Raw genomic sequence first — 15,649 nt, 5'->3', positions numbered from 1 at the left:
ACGCCCGGCGCACCGGCCCCGCAACTCGAACTCCGATCACCCGTCCGGCGGAGATCGGTAACGATCCAGCCGCTCGGCCCGATCTTCCCGGTGTTCGAATCCACTTCTCCCGGAGGGAAATCGCGGTGTCCGTCCGCCTCTACACCACCTGCGCGCTGGCACTGACCGCTTCGGCGGTCGCCGGGCTACTGGTCGGCGGGTTCATCGTGGCGAGCGATCGGCCGTCGGCGCCGCCGGTCCCGGTCTCGCAGATCGTCCCGGCCGCCGGTGCTGGGCTGTCCGGGCCGGAGTGACGTCGCCCCACCTGGCGGGACCGCGCCGGGAGCATCGGCTAGCGTCGGGTGCATGACCGAACAGAACCGACTCCAGGTCGGCGACAAGGCACCTGAGTTCTCGCTGCCGGACGCCGACGGCAACACCGTCTCGCTGAGCGACTACCGCGGCCGGTCCGTGGTGGTGTACTTCTACCCGGCGGCCAGCACCCCGGGCTGCACCAAGGAGGCCTGCGACTTCCGGGACAGCCTCGCGGTGCTCAACGACGCCGGTTTCGACGTCCTCGGCATCTCCCCGGACAAGCCGGCCAAGCTGGTCGCCTTCCGGGACGCCGAGGGCCTGACCTTCCCGCTGCTGTCCGACGAGGACAAGTCGGTCATGACGGCGTGGGGCGCCTTCGGCGAGAAGCAGAACTACGGCAAGACCGTGCAGGGCGTGATCCGGTCGACGTTCGTGGTCGACGCGGAGGGCAAGATCGCCAAGGCCCTGTACAACGTCAAGGCCACCGGCCACGTCGACCGGCTCCGCAAGGACCTGGGCGTCTGACGGCGCGGGCACCGACCCGGCCGGTGCCCCCTGTTCCGACGGTCAGTCCAGCACCATGTAGACCGCGACGCCTGCGGCGATCACCACCACCAGGTAGCGCAGCAGGTTCGCCGGAAGCTTCTGGGCGACCTTGCCGCCCGCGTACCCGCCCAGCACCGTGGTGGGCACCAGCATCAGCACCGCCATCCAGTCGACCGGTGCGATCAGCGCGTACACGACCAGGGTCACCGCGCTGCCGATCATGCCGAGCCAGCTCTTGAGCGCGTTCAACCGCCGCATCGAGTCGGTCGCGGCCAGCACCAGGATCGCGATCAGGATGACGCTGCGCGCCCCGCCGAAGTAGCCGCCGTAGATCGAGGCGAGGAAGATCCCGACGGTCAGCAGCACCGTCCGGTCCGGGGCGTTCTCCTCGGGCGTGCCGAGCCACTTGCGGATGGTGTTCTGGAAGGCCATCAGCACCGCGGACAGCCCGATCAGCGCGGGCACCACCGCGTCGAAGACCTTACCCGGCAGGACCATCAGCAGCACGCAGCCCAGCGCCGACCCGACGGTCGCGGCCGCCGAGGTCAGCCAGAGCCGCCGCGGGGCGCCCCTGAGGTCCTCGCGCTGACCGATCGCGGCGCCGACGAAGCCGGGCCCCTGGGCCACCGAGTTGGTCACGTTGGCGACCAGCGGTGGCATCCCGGTGGCCAGCAGCGCCGGGAAGACCAGCAGTGAGCCGCCGCCGGCGACCGCGTTGATCGCGCCGGAGAGGAATCCGACCACGACGAGCAGCACCGGCTCGAACCATTCGGTGAACACGACCACCGAAGTTAGCTTCTGGAACGACTCAAGTTCCCGCCGGGGCGAGCGGCATCACATCGGGACGGACCGTTGCAGCCTGTTCGGTAACACCGTTATGGTTCTATAACGCTGTTACAAAACGCTGGAGGGAGCTCCCATGAGCAACCCGTTCACGCAGGGCAACTACGCGCCGGTCCAGCAGGAGCACACCTGCGCGGACCTCCCGGTGATCGGCAGCATCCCGGACCACCTCGACGGCCGCTACCTGCGCAACGGCCCGAACCCGAGCGCCGAGATCGACCCCGACGCCTACAGCTGGTTCATGGGCGACGGCATGGTGCACGGGATCCGCCTCCGCGACGGCCGCGCGGAGTGGTACCGCAACCGCTGGGTCCGCTCACCGCACGTCAGCCGCGCGCTCGGCGAACCGCTGCGCCCCCGCAACCCGCGCGCCGGTCTGGACCTGCTCGGCGCGAACACCAACGTCATCGGCCACGCCGGTCGCACGCTGGCCCTGGTCGAGGGCGGCGCGGCGAACTACGAGCTGACCGACGAGCTCGACACCGTCGGCCCGTGCGACTTCGACGGCACCCTGCCCGGCGGCTACACCGCGCACCCCAAGCGGGACCCGGAAACCGGTGAGCTGCACGCGGTCTCGTACTTCTTCGGCCGGGGCAACACCGTGCAGTACTCGGTCATCGGCGCGGACGGCCGGGCCCGCCGCACGGTGGACGTCGAGGTCGGCGGCAGCCCGATGATGCACGACTTCTCGCTGACCGAGAAGCACGTGGTGTTCTACGACCTCCCGGTCACCTTCGACGTGCGGCAGGCCACCGCGACCGTAGCGCCGAGCTGGATGCGCCGCCCCGCCCAGCTGGTGCTGTCCGCGCTGATCGGCCGGGTCCGGATCCCGGACCCGATCAGCGCACGGATGACCCGCTTCACCCGGGCGAACCGGGGTTACCCGTACCGCTGGAACCCCCGCTACCCGGCGCGGATCGGGGTCATGCCGCGCAGCGGCGGCCCGCGCGACGTCCGCTGGTTCGACGTCGGCCCCTGCTACGTCTTCCACCCGCTCAACGCCTACGACACCGAGGACGGCGTGGTGCTGGACGTGGTGCGGCACTCGAAGATCTTCGACGCGGACCTGAGCGGCCCGTCCGAGGGAGCCCCGACGCTGGACCGCTGGACGGTGGACTTCAAGCGCGGCCAGGTCCGCGAAGAGCGCCTGGACGACCGCGAGCAGGAGTTCCCCCGCGTCGACGAGCGCCTGCTCGGCAAGAAGCACCGCTACGGCTACTCGGTCGGCGCGGACACCCTGTACAAGCACGACCTGGCCTCCGGGCGCACCGAAACCCGCAGCTTCGGCGAGGGAAACCAGGTCGGCGAGTTCGTCTTCGAACCCAACGCCGCCGATTCAGCGGAGGACGACGGAATCCTGATGGGTCTCCGCTACTCCGCGGCCGAGCAGCGCAGCGACCTCCTGCTCCTGGACGCGGAAACCCTGGAAACGGTGGCGGTGGTCCAGCTCCCCGACCGGGTTCCCAACGGTTTCCACGGCAACTGGGTCCCGACCGGCGCCTGACCGATTTCGCGCGAAACCGGCGTTCCGCACGCGTGGCGGACGCCGATTTCGCGCGAGATCGCCACCCTGCTCGCTTGCCCACCAGCGACGAGTTCCGCCAAGATCCGCTCGAAGTCTGTCTGAGGGGGTCTCATGTCCCGGCCTGCGGCCGCAGGGACGAAATGGCTCCAGGCGGAAGGTTTCACATCCATCGACCTGGAGGCGATGACGCCGAGCAACATCAAGGACTTCGTCGGGCGCTGGCACGAGGCCCTGCTGCAGGCCGACGCGAACAGCCTGCCGTTCAGCCGAGCCGAGGTCGAGGAACGCCACCGCGGTCTGCTCGCCCAGCTGGACGCCCGCGCGCACCTGCGCAGCCTGGCGCGCAGTCCGCTGATGTGCGCCATGTTGTGCGCGCTCAACCTCGACCGCAGCGGCGACCTCCCCCGCGACCGCAAGAGCCTCTACTCCGCCGCACTGGAAATGCTCTTGGACCGGCGCGACGCGGTGCGCGGAATCGCGGCGGACGGCGAATTCACGTTGGGATCCCCGGAGAAGCTCCTGATCCTGCAGGACCTGGCGTTCTGGCTGAACATCAACGGCCGCTCCGAGCTGGACCGGTCGACGGCGGTCGACCACATCGAGCGCAAGGTCTCCGCGATGACCGCAGCCGACGTCGATGCGGACGCCTGCCTCAAGAACCTCGTGGAACGCAGTGGCGTCATCCGCGAACCGGCCGAAGGCCGCATCGACTTCGTCCACCGGACCTTCCATGAGTTTCTGGCCGCCCGCGAAGCCGCCGAGGACGGCCATGCCGGACTGCACCACCAGGCCGTCCTGATCCACCAGGCCTCCTTGGTGCCATACCTCCGCGAGCTGCGGAACCTCCAGCACGCGATGGCCAATTTCGAGGACGACAATATCGATGACCTGCAGTTCTCCGCAGGAGCGCCGAACCTCTGCTCACTCCGGGTCTACACGCACCGGGTTCTGTCAGCGCGCGGGATCGCGGGACACCCGGGGATCAGAAAACTCACGCTGGTGTGCAATCAGCTGCTCCACGAGGACGAGCTCCGCGAGCTGCCGAATCTCACGAACCTCTTCCTCAACCAACGGGCCGGGTTCTCCTCGGTCGAATTCCTGGCCAAGCTGGCAGGACTGGAGTTCCTGCGCATCGGGCTCCGCCCAGATTCCGGTACCAGCGCGTTCGAGAACCTTGCGAACCTCCGCGACCTGATGCTCGACGCCGACAATGCGATCGACGTGTTGGCGAAGCTGCCGCACCCGCAGCAGATGACCCAGCTCAGCATCCTGTCGTCCGCACGGCAACCGGTCGAGTTCATCGCGGCGCAGTTCCCGAACCTTCGAGGCCTGCACCTCAGCATGACGACGTCCCTCGACGAACTGGGTCTGGACCGGCTTCCCGAACTCAACACCCTCCAGGTTCGACCTGAGACAAGCAATTTCGGCTCGCTCAGCGCGCTTGCCGCGCTCCGGCTGCTCGACCTGCCCAGGACTCGAAAAGTGGATCTGTCCAGCCTGACCAACGAGAGACTGACCGTCTTGGTCGATGCCGATGCTGTGATCGAGGGTGCTGACCGGCTGCCGACGGGGACTCATGTAAAGCGCCGCCGTCCACATGTCGATCGCGAGGCGCGGTGGAAGGCAAGCCGCCGTAGCTACTACCGGGATGCACCGGTCACTCCACCAATTCGCACAACGCAAACTGCAAGAACCTGAATGCTCGGGCTCAGAAAGTCCTGGTCGGGGTGATGGGCCGGGCGCGGGGAGGGGCGACGCCCGGCCCACCGGGGAGGTCCGGTGCCCGCGAGGTCGGGGGCAATCGGGCACCGGACCAGTTCAGGGGTCCGACCGGAGGCGGTGGCGGCCGGTGGAGGCGGCTTCGCGTTGTCGTTCGGCCTCGACCTCGTCGATCAGCTGCCAGACGTTGAGCGCCCCATCACCAGCACCGCTGTGCTGCGCCCGAGGCGGGCGGATGAGCAGCATGCTCGCGATGAGGACGTTGACGAGCACGAGCGTGGTCACCTGAAGCCAGAACATCCGTTGTCTCCCCTTGTTCGCTGAAGGTTGTGTTTGTGCAGGTCAGAACTCGTGAGCGGCGATGGTCGTAAGTACGGCCATCACCGCTCACGACCACCGGGCACTGATCCGCCGCCAGCAGTCCATGCAGGTGTCCTCGCGGATCCACTCCGACTCCGGCGCAAGCCGCTGCACCTGCCACGCCTCCACCTCGACCCCGCAGAACGACGACACCGGGTCGTGCGGCTCAGCCCGCTTCGCGACGACGTCGAACGCATGCCGCCCGACACCTACCGGCCGCCAGAACCAGTCCACTGTGGTCCATTCAGACATCGCTTCCTCCTTATCCCCTGGGGATATATTCGGCTGGGATAATCCCCAGGGGATAGATCTCTATCGAGTGAAGGAGCTGGATCAGCGGGACATCCACCCGTAAGACTGACGGGCATGGAGCCCTCACCCGTGGTCCGGAGGCGACGCCTCGCGCAAGATCTGCGCAACCTTCGCAACGACGCCGGTCTCACAACACAGCAAGTCGCTGACGCGGTAGGGCGCGCGCAGTCGCTCGTTTCGCGTTGGGAGGCCGGGAAGCGGACTCCATCTCACGGCGATGTCATCGCGCTCGCGGAGCTTTTCGGAATCGACCGGGACAGACGAGACCGGTTGACCGGCCTTGCCCGGGACGCTCGCCGCAAGGGCTGGTGGGAGACATATGTTGACGTGCTCCCGGAGTGGCACGAGCGCTATCTGGGGCTGGAAGCCGAAGCCAGCGAGGTGAACACATTCGAGCCCGATGTCATTCCAGGCCTGCTCCAGACCCCTGACTACGCGCGGGCGCTGACGAAGGCGACCCTGCTGAGGTCGACTCCCGAAGAGATCGAGCGCCGGGTTGAGCTGCGACTCCAGCGCCAGCAACGCCTTAGCGACACGGCCCCGTTGAAGCTCTGGGCGATCGCAGGAGAAGCCTCGCTCTACAAGAAGGTCGGCGGCACCGGCGTGCTCAAGCAGCAGTTGGAGCACCTGCTCAAGACGGCCGAATGGCCGAACATCACGTTCCAGGTCATGCCGCTGGAAGCCGGGGCCCAGCCAGCGACCGGCGGACAGGTGACCATCCTCCGGTACAGCGACGCCGCGGATGCCGATGTCGTCTACCTCGAAAGCCAGCACGGCGGCGTCTATGTCGAAGACCTCGAAGCCGTATCCGACTATGCGTTGATGATGGAACATCTACGTGCGCACGCAGCAGATCCTGCGACGACGCTCGAGCTGATCCACAAACGCATAGGAGCGCTATGAGTCGACTTTTCACCAACTGGCGAAAGTCCAGCTACTCGCAGGGACAGGGCACTTGTGTCGAGGTCGGGTGGCGGAAGTCCAGCTACAGCCCGCACAACGACAACTGCGTCGAAGTCGGCTGGCGTAAGAGCAGCCGGAGCGGAGGCAACGGCGGCAACTGTGTTGAGGTCGGGCTTGGCTTTGACGCTGTTGGGATTCGGGACACCAAGGATCGCGATGGCGGACAGTTAGCCGTCGCTCCTGCTCAGTGGCAGGCGTTCCTGCGCGCGGTCAAGGGCGGCGCGCTCGACGGCTGAACCAGGTCCTGCGACGAGCGAAGGGCCCCTTCGACCAGCTCTGCCGGTTGAAGGGGCCCTTCCGCAGGTAGTTCGGGTGCTCAGCCCGCGAGCTTGCGGAGCTCCGGGAGGAGCAGGCGGAGGGCTCGGCCTCGGTGGGAGTCCGCGTCCTTCTCCTCGGGCGACAGCTCCGCGCTGGTTCGGGTCTCGCCCTCGGGGACGAAGATCGGGTCGTAGCCGAAGCCGTTGGTGCCGCGCTCTTCGCGGATCACCTTGCCTCGCCACTCCCCCCGGACCACCGTTTCCGCTCCGTCCGGGTGGACCAGGGCCGCCGCCGCGACGAAGGCCGCGCCGCGGCGCTCGTCGGGGACGTCCTTGATCTGGCCCAGCAGGAGGTCCAGGTTCGCCTGGTCGTCGCCGTGCTTGCCGGACCAGCGGGCGGACAGGACGCCCGGCATGCCGTTCAGCGCGTCCACCGCGATGCCCGAGTCGTCCGCGATCGCCGGGAGGCCGGTGGCCTTCGCCGCGTCCGCCGCCTTGGCCAGCGCGTTCTCCTCGAAGGTCGCGCCGGTCTCCGGGGCTTCCGGGAACTCCGGGACGTCGGCCAGGCCGACGACCTCCACGCCGGTCACGCCCTCGGCTTCGAGGATGCGGCGCAGCTCCACCAGCTTCTTCTGGTTGCGGGTGGCCAGCAGGACGCGGCTCATGCCTTGCCCCCCGGCAGTTCGCCCGGGTACGGGGCGGCGAGCGCTTCGGCCTGGATCCGGGCGAGCTCGGCGCAGCCGTCCAGCGCGAAGTCGATCATCTTGTCCATCGTGGACCGGGTGTAGGTGGCGCCCTCGCCGGTGCCCTGCACCTCCACCAGGGTGCCGTGGTCGGTGGCCACCACGTTCATGTCCACCTCGGCGCGCGAGTCCTCCTCGTAGGGCAGGTCCAGGCGCACCCGGCCGTCCACCACGCCCACGCTGACCGCGGCGATCGAGCAGGACAGCGGCTTCGGGTCGGACAGCCGACCGGCCGCGCCCAGCCAGGTCACCGCGTCCGCCAGCGCCACGTAGGCGCCGGTGATCGCGGCGGTGCGGGTCCCGCCGTCCGCCTGGATCACGTCGCAGTCCAGCGCGATGGTGTTCTCGCCCAGCGCGGCCATGTCGATGCAGGCGCGCAGCGAGCGGCCGATCAACCGGCTGATCTCGTGGGTGCGGCCGCCGATGCGGCCCTTCACCGACTCGCGGGGGCTGCGCGTGTTGGTCGACGACGGCAGCATCGCGTACTCCGCGGTCACCCAGCCCAGCCCGGAGCCGGTCCGCCAGCGCGGGACGCCCTCCTGGACGCTCGCCGCGCACAACACCCGCGTCCGGCCGAACTCCACCAGCACCGAACCGGCTGGCCAGTCCTGGTACCCGCGCGTGATCCGCACCTCTCGGAGCTGGTCGTCGCTCCGCCCATCAGCTCGTGCCACGCCCCAACCCTAAGCCCGCCCCGAGCAGCCCCTCGTCAAGGGGCTGGCGATTTCGCGCGGAACCGCCACCAGGCACGCGTGCGGCGCGCAGGTCTCGCGCGAGATCGGCGCCTACCCCGACGACCAGACATACCGGACGTCCGGCTCCCGCTCCTCGTTGTGCCGCCCGTCGGTGTGCTCGACGGCGACGAACCCGTGCCGCTCGTAGAACCTCCGCGCCGGGCCGTTGACCTGGAAGGTCCACAGCTCCAGGCCGTCCGGCGGCGGCGTTTGGCCAGGTCCACGAGCTGATCGCCCAGTCCTCGACCGCGCTGCGGCGGGTCGAGGTAGAGCTGGGTCAGCTCCGCGCCGTCGAGCACCAGGAGTCCGACCACCGAACCCCGCTCCTCGGCCACCCAGGACTCGGAGTTCGGCACGACGACGTGCGCGAACCAGCTCCGCACCTCGTCATCGGTGTGCGCCCGGCGCACCGTCGGCAGGGCGGCGGAGAAGGACCGCAACCACACCTCGGCCATGTCGAGCGCGTCGGCACCGGTGGCGCGGCGGAGCACTGCGTCAGATGTCATAGGTGCGGTCGGCCGCGACCAGTTCGGTGGGGCCGTCGAAGACCGCCTTGGCCTCGGCGAGGATCGCGCCGCCGTCCGCCCACGGCACGACGTGGGTGAGCAGCAGGCGGCGGGCTCCCGCCGTCTTCGCCACCTCCGCCGCCTGGCGGCCCGACAGGTGCACTCCGTCCGGGGCGTCCGGGAAGTCCGCCCAGGAGGCCTCGGACAGCAGCACGTCGGCGTCCGCGGCCAGATCGGCCAGCTGCGGGCACGGGCCGGTGTCGCCGGTGTAGGCCAGCACCTTGCCCTCCGCCGCCACGCGGAAGCCCCACGACTCGCACAGGTGCGCCACCGGCATCGCCCGCACCTCGAACGGGCCGATGCGCACCGGCTCCGCCGACACCGGGATGAACTCGAACACGTCCGACAGATCCGTCTCGGCCCGCTCCGCGGCGTTCGGCGCGTAGAGCGCGGCGAAGCGCTGCGGGGCGTCCTCCGGCGCGATCACCCGGAGCCGCGCGGAGCCGTAGCCGGGCGGGTTCGGGTGGTAGCGGCGCAGCACCGCCAGCGCGCCGAAGTCCGCGCAGTGGTCCGGGTGCAGGTGGCTGAAGAACAGCGCGTCCAGCGCGAACGGATCGATGAACCGCTGCATCGCGCCGAGCGTGCCGTTGCCCAGGTCGAGCGCGATGCGCGTGCCGCCGGACTCCAGCAGGTACCCGGATGAAGGCGAATCCGGGCCGGGAATGCTCCCGGAGCAGCCGAGGATCGTCAGCTTCATGCGGTCGAGCTTGACACGACCAGCGGCCGAACGGCATCGCTCGCGACCGCTGGACCGAGGAACCGCGCGGCCAACCGGGCGAACCGGTCGGGCGCGCCGGTCGCGCGGAACTCGTGCTCGGGGGCCCCGTCCGGCGCTGCGAGCAGGTCGTTCTCGGTCAGCACCCGCACCACGTCCTTGGCCGTCTCCTCCGCGCTGGAGACGAGCGTCACCTGGTCCCCCATCGCGAGCTGGAGCACACCGGTGAGCATCGGGTAGTGCGTGCAGCCGAGCACCAGGGTGTCCACGTCGGCCTGCTGCAGCGGGTCGAGGTAGCTCTGCGCCAGCCCGAGGATCTGCCGACCGGTGGTGATGCCGCGCTCGACGAAGTCCACGAACCGCGGGCAGGCGACCGTGGTCAGCTCGATGTCCGGCGCGGCGGTGAACGCGTCGTCGTAGGCGCGCGAGCGGATGGTGGCGCTGGTGCCGATCACGCCGATGCGGCGGTTGCGGGTGGTCGCCACCGCGCGCCGCGTCGCGGGCATGATCACCTCGACCACCGGGATCGAGTAGCGCTCGCGGGCGTCGCGCAGGCAGGCCGCGGACGCGGTGTTGCAGGCCAGCACCAGCGCCTTCACGCCCTCCTCGACGAGCGAGTCGGTGATGGCCAGGGTGCGGGCGCGGATCTCCGCCAGCGGCATCGGGCCGTAGGGCGCGTTGGCGGTGTCGCCGACGTAGTGCACGGATTCGGCGGGCAGCTGGTCCATGATCGCGCGGGTCACGGTCAGCCCGCCGACGCCGGAGTCGAAGATCCCGATCGGGGCGTCAGTCACCCGGCCAGTGTGCCAGGCTCACCGCTGGTCACCTGCCGCCGCGTGCTGCGCGCCACCAGCCAAGCGGCCAGCAGACCGCCGAGCGCGCCGAACAGGTGGCCCTCCCAGGAGATGCCGGGCTGGCCCGGCAGCACGCCCCACAACATGCCGCCCCAGTAGAAGAACAGCACCACCGCGACCAGGATCTGCGCGACGCTGCGCTGGAAGAAGCCGCGCACCAGCAGGAACACCATCCAGCCGAAGATCACCCCGGACATGCCGATGTGGAACCCGGGCGCGCCGACCAGCCAGGTGCCGAGGCCGCCGACGATCCAGACCGTCGCGGTGACCGCGATGAACTGGCCCAACCCGCCTGCCAGCACCAGCCAGCCGAGCACCAGGAACGGCAGCGTGTTGGCCCACAGGTGCGACCAGTCCCCGTGCAGCAGCGGGGCCCACAGGATCCCGTCGAGGCCGCTGACGTCCCGCGGCAGGATGCCGTTCTGGTCCAGCCTCGCGGCCGGGTTGACCTGGTCGTAGAACTCGATGCCGTACAGCGCCGCGGTGGCGATGAGCATTCCCACGGCAGCGCGCAGCGGGTTCGCGGGCAGCACTCGCGGGCGGGGGCGATCAGGCAGCCGGTTCACACTTCCGAGGCTACGCGGCGCACCCCGCCGCGGTCTCGGGGTTTACCCGGAGATTCGGACATCTTCCCCGACCCCAAGATCATCAGCCGGGCCGCGCGATAGGGTCCTGAGGCGTTGCGTTCCGGACGAGGGGTGGAAGTTGCAGGTCGACTCAGCAGTACCCGCGGCGGCGCGGTCCGGACGAGCACCGACGTGGGACGTCGGCACCGACACGCTGCTGTGGGCCGATCCGCCGACGCGCAGCGCGCACCGCTTCGTCCCCGGCCGCACCGATCACGCGATGGAACTGCCGCAGCAGGTCAGCGCGGCGAAACCGCGCAGCCTCGGCGGTCTGGCGCTGCACCTGACCGAGGGCATCGCGCTGTTCGACTCCACCGGGTCGCACCGCACGTGGCTGGTCTACTGGGCCCGCGAGGGCGTCCAGGCGGGCGCGACGGCGATCGACGCCAAGGGCCGGTTGTGGGCGACGACGCTGGGCGAGGGCGGTTGGCTGGCCCGGGTCACCGGCGACGGCAAGGCGAGCATCGCGCTGAAGGACCTGCCCGCGGGCAACGGCATCGCGTGGAGCCCGGACAACACCCGGCTGTACCTGGCCGACGGCGCGACCCGGCGCATCGACGTGCTGGACTTCGACCTGGACTCCGGCGCGCTCGGCGATCGCCGAGCGCTGTGCGAGGTCGACGGCGAACCCGGCGGGCTGTGCGTGGACGCCGAGGGCAGCATCTGGGTCGCGGTCCGCGACCGCGGCGAGATCCGCAGCTACACCGCCGAAGGTGCCCTGGACCGCACGATCCCGCTCCCGGCCCAGCGCCCGACCGACTGCTGCTTCGGCGGCCCGGACCTGACGCACCTCTACATCACCTCGGCCACCGACGAAGTCCCCGAACCCACCGAAACCGACGGCTCGGTCCTCATCATCAGGAACCTGGGTACCGGCCTCCGTCCCTGCTCCTTCGCCGGCTGACGGCGGAGCACTCACCAGGCTGCCAACGGGGCTGCCGGGAACGCACCGCCGGACGACCTTGCGCATTTCCCGCGCACTTCACTGCAACCGCGACAGTCAACCGGCACCGGACGGAAGGTGTCGCATGCGCCGCAGGCGCATAACCCACCCTCGCAACTCGCACCGCCGCGGGTTCTCAGAGGCTTTCTCGCGAGGACAGCCCGTTTGCCGTGTATTGGTCATACATAAAAACGGGATCCCGCAGCGAGAAAGCCTCTGAGGTTCCGCTACCCGCACCGCCACGCAAAGCGGGTCGAACTTTTGTTTCTAGGCCCAGAGCTGGCCTTCGAGGCGTTGGGCGGCTTCGTCGAGGGTGCCGCTGTAGGCGCCGGTGGAGAGGTACTTCCAGCCCGCGTCGGCCACCACGAACGCGATGTCCGCGGACTCTCCGTCGGCCGCGGCCTTCTCCGCGATCGTCAAGGCCGCGTGCAGCACGCCGCCCGTGGAGATGCCCGCGAAGATGCCCTCGGACTCCAGCAGCTGCCGCGTGCGGCGCAGCGCGTCGTAGGAGCCGACCGAGAAGCGTCGGGTCAGCACGTCCGGGTCGTACAGCTCCGGCACGAACCCCTCGTCGAGGTTGCGCAGGCCGTACACCAGCTCGCCGTAGCGGGGTTCGGCCGCGACGATCTGCACGTCCGGCTTCTGCTGCCGGAGGTAGCGGCCGACGCCGACCAGCGTCCCGGTGGTGCCCAGGCCCGCCACGAAGTGCGTGACGGTCGGCAGGTCGCGCAGGATCTCGGGGCCGGTGGTGGTGAAGTGCGCTTCGGCGTTGGCCGGGTTGCCGTACTGGTAGAGCATCACCCAGTCCGGGTTCTGCTCGGCCAGCTCCTTGGCCACCGCCACCGCCTGGTTCGAGCCACCGGCCGCGGGCGAGGAGATGATCCGCGCGCCGTAGGCCTGCAGCAGCTGCCGACGTTCCTCGGAGGTGTTCTCCGGCATCACGCAGACCAGGCCGTAACCCTTGAGCTTGGCCGCCATGGCCAGCGAGATCCCGGTGTTGCCCGAGGTGGGCTCCAGGATCGTGCAGCCGTGGGTGAGGCGGCCCTCCTTCTCGGCGGCCTCGATCATGGCCAGCGCCGCCCGGTCCTTGATCGAACCGGTCGGGTTCCGGTCCTCCAGCTTGGCCCACAACCGGACGTCCGGCGCAGGCGACAGGTGCGGCAACCCCACCAGCGGGGTGTCACCGAGCGCGTCCAGCAACGAGTCGTAACGAGCCACGGCGCATCTCCTACTCACCGCATCGACAAGGAAAATTGTCCGCCGCCACGGCAGAACCCACCACCGTCGGGCGAGCGGCGAAGCCGCTTTCGGCGGTGGACAGCGACTGCGAAGCCCCACCGCGCCCAGCTTCGGAAGTGGTCGCATGCGCCGCAGGCGCACAGCCCACCCTCGCAGCTCGCACCGCCGCGGGTTCTCAGAGGCCTTCTCGCGAGGACAGCCCGTTCGCCGTGTATTGGTCAACGGGATCCCGCAGCGAGAAGGCCTCTGAGGTTCCGCTACCGGCACCGCCACGCAAGGCGAGCCTGGAACACCGAAGACGTCACATGCCGCCGGCGACGGCGGGGAGGATGGTGACCGAGTCGCCGTCGGAGACCTTGGCCTCGAGGCCACCGGCGAAGCGGACGTCCTCGTCGTTGACGTAGACGTTCACGAAGCGGTGCAGGCTGCCCTCCTTGACCAGGCGGGACTTCAGACCGCTGTAGTTGGTGTCGAGGTCGTTGATGACCTCGGCGATGGTGCTGCCCTCGGCCTGCACCGACTTCTCGCCACCGGTGTGGGTGCGCAGGATGGTGGGGATCGAAACCTGGACTGCCATGGGAAACCTCCTGTCCACAGAGGACTTCGTTGGAACGGGGACGCGAACACCAGCGGGTGGGACCGCGGCTGCTCAGTCGCGGTCGGGGACCTCGTCGGCGCCGGTGTGGGCGAACATGTACGACTCGACGACCTCCACCGGCTCCTCGGTGACCTCGCCGTCGAGGATCCGGTAGGAACGCAGCTCATGGGTCTTCGGGTCCCTGGTGGACACGAGCACGTAGTGCGCGTTGGGCTCCGAGGCGTAGGAGACGTCGGTGCGCGACGGGTAGGCCTCCGTCGAGGTGTGCGAGTGGTAGATGACCACCGGCTCCTCGTCGTTGGCGTCCATCTCCCGCCACACCTTCAGCTGTTCACCGGAGTCGAACCGGTAGAAGGTGGGCGAGCGCTCGGCGTTGATCATCTCGACCAAGCGCTCCGGGCGGTCCGACCCTTCCGGACCGGCAATCACACCGCACGCCTCGTCCGGGTGGTCCCGTCGGGCATGCGCGACCATCGCATCCACGAGGTCGCGTCGGATCACCAGCACAGCAACCATCCTAGTAGGTGGAGCACCGGCCTCCCACGATGTGGAATCCCTGGTCAAGCCGGTGCGGTTCTCGTCGGGCGAAACGTAGGAACACCATGATTCATTCCCGCGCCGAGGGGTAGAGCCGCGTGTAGGAAGTCACCTCGTCGACCGGTTCAGCGGCGAGCAGCCCGCGCACGATCGCCCGCCCCACCACGTCGGCGGCCGCCGCGCTCACCGCGTCCAGCCGCTCCGACCAGCCCTGCTCCCCCGGCGCGGGCAGCGCGGCCCCGGTGCCGGTGGCCAGCGCGAACATGGTGTCCCCGTCGACCAGCAGGTGGGCGGGCCGCACCGCGCGGGCCAGCGCGTCCTGGGCGGCCACCGCGAGCCGCTGGCACTCGGCCTTGGACAGCCGCAGGTCGGTGGCGACCACGCCGATGGTGGTGTTGAGCGGGCGGTCGACGGGCCCGTGCCTGCCGGGGCGGGTGCCGAACAGCGGCTTGGCCGCGTCGATCTCCGCCTGGTCAGGGCGCCGCAGGCCGGGCGCGGGGAGCCACGGCAGGCCGGTGTCCGGGTCGATGGCCGAACCGGCGGCGTTGACCGCCACCAACGCGCCGATCGTGGTGCCGTCGTCCAGCACTGTGCTGGCCGTGCCGATGCCGCCCTTGACGCAGCCCACGACCGCACCGGTCCCGGCGCCGACGTTGCCCTCCCGGGTCTCGGTGCGCGTGGCGTTCTGGCACGCGCGGTGGCCGAACTCGGCGTCCGGCCGGTTGCCCCAGTCGTTCATCGGCAGGTCGAAGATCACCGCGCTGGGCACCACCGGGACCACGTGCGCCGGGTCGGCGCCGACGGGCACGCCGTGGCCGCGCTCGCCGAGCCAGCGCATCGCGCCGTCGGCGGCGGCCAGGCCGTAGGCGCTGCCGCCGGTCAGCACGATGCCGTGCACCTGCTGCACCAGGTGGCTCGGTTCGAGCACGTCCGTCTCGCGCGTGCCCGGCCCGCCGCCGCGGACGTCGACCGCCGCGCTCGCGCCGTCCGGCACCAGCACCGCCGTCACCCCGGTCGCCCAGTGCGCGTCGAGCCGCTGCTCGTGCCCGACCAGCACGCCGTCGACGTCGACGAGCGCGTCCCGCTGACCTGCTCCCATGCCGCCTCCTCCGCTGACCTGGCGCCGCGGCCCACGTTAGACCTGGTGCAGGTGTGTTCCAGCGGGTTTCACGAGATCCCGGCCCCGCGAGTTCCATGGAAATCGCGGGGGTGATTTCCATTGAAATCGCGTCCACCGGGCCGTGCGGGCGGCCACGGCATCACGTTAACCAGATG

General features: G+C 69.8%; 20 protein-coding genes. 7 read left to right on the top strand and 13 right to left on the bottom strand.

Annotation, left to right across the window (positions count from 1 at the left end; all coding sequences use genetic code 11):
- Positions 1-125 precede the first annotated feature (125 nt).
- Entirely contained in the window at positions 126-293 is a 168-nt protein-coding gene (locus F1721_RS34320) for a hypothetical protein (RefSeq protein WP_170301364.1), read from the top strand.
- Positions 294-345: 52 nt separating this feature from the next.
- The gene (gene bcp, locus F1721_RS05745; RefSeq protein ID WP_150065460.1) at positions 346-819 is read left to right on the top strand and encodes a thioredoxin-dependent thiol peroxidase; all 474 of its coding nucleotides are present in this window, start codon (positions 346-348) and stop codon (positions 817-819) included.
- A 42-nt stretch (positions 820-861) separates the two neighbouring features.
- Here bcp and F1721_RS05740 read toward each other — a convergent pair whose 3' ends face one another.
- Entirely contained in the window at positions 862-1,620 is a 759-nt protein-coding gene (locus F1721_RS05740; protein WP_150065459.1) for a sulfite exporter TauE/SafE family protein, read from the bottom strand.
- Positions 1,621-1,759: 139 nt separating this feature from the next.
- On the opposite strand from F1721_RS05740, the gene F1721_RS05735 reads away from it, so the two are divergent.
- Entirely contained in the window at positions 1,760-3,187 is a 1,428-nt protein-coding gene (locus F1721_RS05735) for a carotenoid oxygenase family protein (RefSeq protein ID WP_150065458.1), read from the top strand.
- A gap of 132 nt (positions 3,188-3,319) precedes the next feature.
- Complete coding sequence (locus F1721_RS05730) at positions 3,320-4,906, top strand: NACHT domain-containing protein (protein WP_150065457.1); 1,587 nt, start codon at positions 3,320-3,322, stop codon at positions 4,904-4,906.
- Between the two features lie 120 nt (positions 4,907-5,026).
- On the opposite strand, the gene F1721_RS05725 is transcribed toward F1721_RS05730, so the two are convergent.
- On the bottom strand, positions 5,027-5,227 hold the full coding sequence (locus F1721_RS05725) for a hypothetical protein (protein ID WP_150065456.1): 201 nt from the start codon (positions 5,225-5,227) through the stop codon (positions 5,027-5,029).
- Between the two features lie 87 nt (positions 5,228-5,314).
- Positions 5,315-5,539, bottom strand: coding sequence for an HC3 family zinc finger protein (locus tag F1721_RS05720; RefSeq protein WP_150065455.1), 225 nt, complete (start codon positions 5,537-5,539; stop codon positions 5,315-5,317).
- A 114-nt stretch (positions 5,540-5,653) separates the two neighbouring features.
- On the opposite strand from F1721_RS05720, the gene F1721_RS05715 reads away from it, so the two are divergent.
- Positions 5,654-6,502, top strand: a complete 849-nt coding sequence (locus F1721_RS05715) for a helix-turn-helix domain-containing protein (RefSeq protein ID WP_150065454.1) — start codon at positions 5,654-5,656, stop codon at positions 6,500-6,502.
- Positions 6,499-6,798 carry a DUF397 domain-containing protein gene (locus F1721_RS05710; protein WP_150065453.1) on the top strand — a complete coding sequence of 100 codons (300 nt, stop codon included), beginning with the start codon at positions 6,499-6,501 and terminating at the stop codon, positions 6,796-6,798. The genes F1721_RS05715 and F1721_RS05710 overlap by 4 nt, the downstream gene beginning before the upstream one ends.
- An 80-nt stretch (positions 6,799-6,878) precedes the next feature.
- On the opposite strand, the gene rdgB is transcribed toward F1721_RS05710, so the two are convergent.
- The 6 genes from rdgB to F1721_RS05680 are packed head-to-tail and all read right to left on the bottom strand — an operon-like array spanning position 6,879 to position 10,928.
- Positions 6,879-7,484, bottom strand: a complete 606-nt coding sequence (rdgB, locus tag F1721_RS05705; RefSeq protein WP_150065452.1) for an RdgB/HAM1 family non-canonical purine NTP pyrophosphatase — start codon at positions 7,482-7,484, stop codon at positions 6,879-6,881.
- Positions 7,481-8,236 carry a ribonuclease PH gene (rph, locus tag F1721_RS05700; RefSeq protein WP_150065451.1) on the bottom strand — a complete coding sequence of 252 codons (756 nt, stop codon included), beginning with the start codon at positions 8,234-8,236 and terminating at the stop codon, positions 7,481-7,483. The genes rdgB and rph overlap by 4 nt, the downstream gene beginning before the upstream one ends.
- A 35-nt stretch (positions 8,237-8,271) precedes the next feature.
- Positions 8,272-8,751, bottom strand: coding sequence for a GNAT family N-acetyltransferase (locus tag F1721_RS05695; RefSeq protein WP_246154327.1), 480 nt, complete (start codon positions 8,749-8,751; stop codon positions 8,272-8,274).
- Between the two features lie 40 nt (positions 8,752-8,791).
- Positions 8,792-9,559 carry an MBL fold metallo-hydrolase gene (locus F1721_RS05690; protein WP_150065450.1) on the bottom strand — a complete coding sequence of 256 codons (768 nt, stop codon included), beginning with the start codon at positions 9,557-9,559 and terminating at the stop codon, positions 8,792-8,794.
- Positions 9,556-10,371, bottom strand: coding sequence for a glutamate racemase (gene murI / locus F1721_RS05685; RefSeq protein ID WP_150065449.1), 816 nt, complete (start codon positions 10,369-10,371; stop codon positions 9,556-9,558). The genes F1721_RS05690 and murI overlap by 4 nt, the downstream gene beginning before the upstream one ends.
- Complete coding sequence (locus F1721_RS05680; RefSeq protein WP_150065581.1) at positions 10,368-10,928, bottom strand: rhomboid family intramembrane serine protease; 561 nt, start codon at positions 10,926-10,928, stop codon at positions 10,368-10,370. The genes murI and F1721_RS05680 overlap by 4 nt, the downstream gene beginning before the upstream one ends.
- 208 nt (positions 10,929-11,136) lie before the next feature.
- Between F1721_RS05680 and F1721_RS05675 the strand changes: the two genes are divergently transcribed.
- Positions 11,137-11,961 carry an SMP-30/gluconolactonase/LRE family protein gene (locus tag F1721_RS05675; RefSeq protein WP_150065448.1) on the top strand — a complete coding sequence of 275 codons (825 nt, stop codon included), beginning with the start codon at positions 11,137-11,139 and terminating at the stop codon, positions 11,959-11,961.
- Positions 11,962-12,267: 306 nt separating this feature from the next.
- Here F1721_RS05675 and F1721_RS05670 read toward each other — a convergent pair whose 3' ends face one another.
- The 4 genes from F1721_RS05670 to F1721_RS05655 all read right to left on the bottom strand — a co-directional run bounded on the left by F1721_RS05670 (position 12,268) and on the right by F1721_RS05655 (position 15,473).
- Entirely contained in the window at positions 12,268-13,218 is a 951-nt protein-coding gene (locus F1721_RS05670) for a PLP-dependent cysteine synthase family protein (protein WP_150065447.1), read from the bottom strand.
- A 322-nt stretch (positions 13,219-13,540) separates the two neighbouring features.
- The gene (locus tag F1721_RS05665) at positions 13,541-13,816 is read right to left on the bottom strand and encodes a MoaD/ThiS family protein (protein WP_150065446.1); all 276 of its coding nucleotides are present in this window, start codon (positions 13,814-13,816) and stop codon (positions 13,541-13,543) included.
- 72 nt (positions 13,817-13,888) lie between these two features.
- Complete coding sequence (locus F1721_RS05660) at positions 13,889-14,344, bottom strand: M67 family metallopeptidase (RefSeq protein ID WP_150065445.1); 456 nt, start codon at positions 14,342-14,344, stop codon at positions 13,889-13,891.
- Positions 14,345-14,444: 100 nt separating this feature from the next.
- Entirely contained in the window at positions 14,445-15,473 is a 1,029-nt protein-coding gene (locus F1721_RS05655; RefSeq protein WP_150065444.1) for a P1 family peptidase, read from the bottom strand.
- Positions 15,474-15,649: the final 176 nt, after the last annotated feature.

It is taken from the genome of Saccharopolyspora hirsuta, from assembly GCF_008630535.1.
In the GTDB taxonomy this organism is placed as follows: Bacteria; Actinomycetota; Actinomycetes; order Mycobacteriales; family Pseudonocardiaceae; genus Saccharopolyspora; species Saccharopolyspora hirsuta.
The sequence above is the reverse complement of the archived record's forward strand: the minus strand, read 5'-3'. Positions and strand labels throughout refer to the sequence as shown.

Excerpts from the sequence above, each read along its gene's own strand:
- bcp (WP_150065460.1), top strand. The coding sequence starts at position 346 with ATGACCGAACAGAACCGACTCCAGGTCGGCGACAAGGCACCTGAGTTC.
- F1721_RS05735 (WP_150065458.1), top strand. The coding sequence starts at position 1,760 with ATGAGCAACCCGTTCACGCAGGGCAACTACGCGCCGGTCCAGCAGGAG.
- F1721_RS05730 (WP_150065457.1), top strand. The coding sequence starts at position 3,320 with ATGTCCCGGCCTGCGGCCGCAGGGACGAAATGGCTCCAGGCGGAAGGT.
- F1721_RS05725 (WP_150065456.1), bottom strand. The coding sequence starts at position 5,227 with ATGTTCTGGCTTCAGGTGACCACGCTCGTGCTCGTCAACGTCCTCATC.
- F1721_RS05720 (WP_150065455.1), bottom strand. The coding sequence starts at position 5,539 with ATGTCTGAATGGACCACAGTGGACTGGTTCTGGCGGCCGGTAGGTGTC.
- F1721_RS05715 (WP_150065454.1), top strand. The coding sequence starts at position 5,654 with ATGGAGCCCTCACCCGTGGTCCGGAGGCGACGCCTCGCGCAAGATCTG.
- F1721_RS05710 (WP_150065453.1), top strand. The coding sequence starts at position 6,499 with ATGAGTCGACTTTTCACCAACTGGCGAAAGTCCAGCTACTCGCAGGGA.
- rdgB (WP_150065452.1), bottom strand. The coding sequence starts at position 7,484 with ATGAGCCGCGTCCTGCTGGCCACCCGCAACCAGAAGAAGCTGGTGGAG.
- F1721_RS05695 (WP_246154327.1), bottom strand. The coding sequence starts at position 8,751 with ATGGCCGAGGTGTGGTTGCGGTCCTTCTCCGCCGCCCTGCCGACGGTG.
- F1721_RS05690 (WP_150065450.1), bottom strand. The coding sequence starts at position 9,559 with ATGAAGCTGACGATCCTCGGCTGCTCCGGGAGCATTCCCGGCCCGGAT.
- F1721_RS05680 (WP_150065581.1), bottom strand. The coding sequence starts at position 10,928 with ATGCTCATCGCCACCGCGGCGCTGTACGGCATCGAGTTCTACGACCAG.
- F1721_RS05665 (WP_150065446.1), bottom strand. The coding sequence starts at position 13,816 with ATGGCAGTCCAGGTTTCGATCCCCACCATCCTGCGCACCCACACCGGT.
- F1721_RS05655 (WP_150065444.1), bottom strand. The coding sequence starts at position 15,473 with ATGGGAGCAGGTCAGCGGGACGCGCTCGTCGACGTCGACGGCGTGCTG.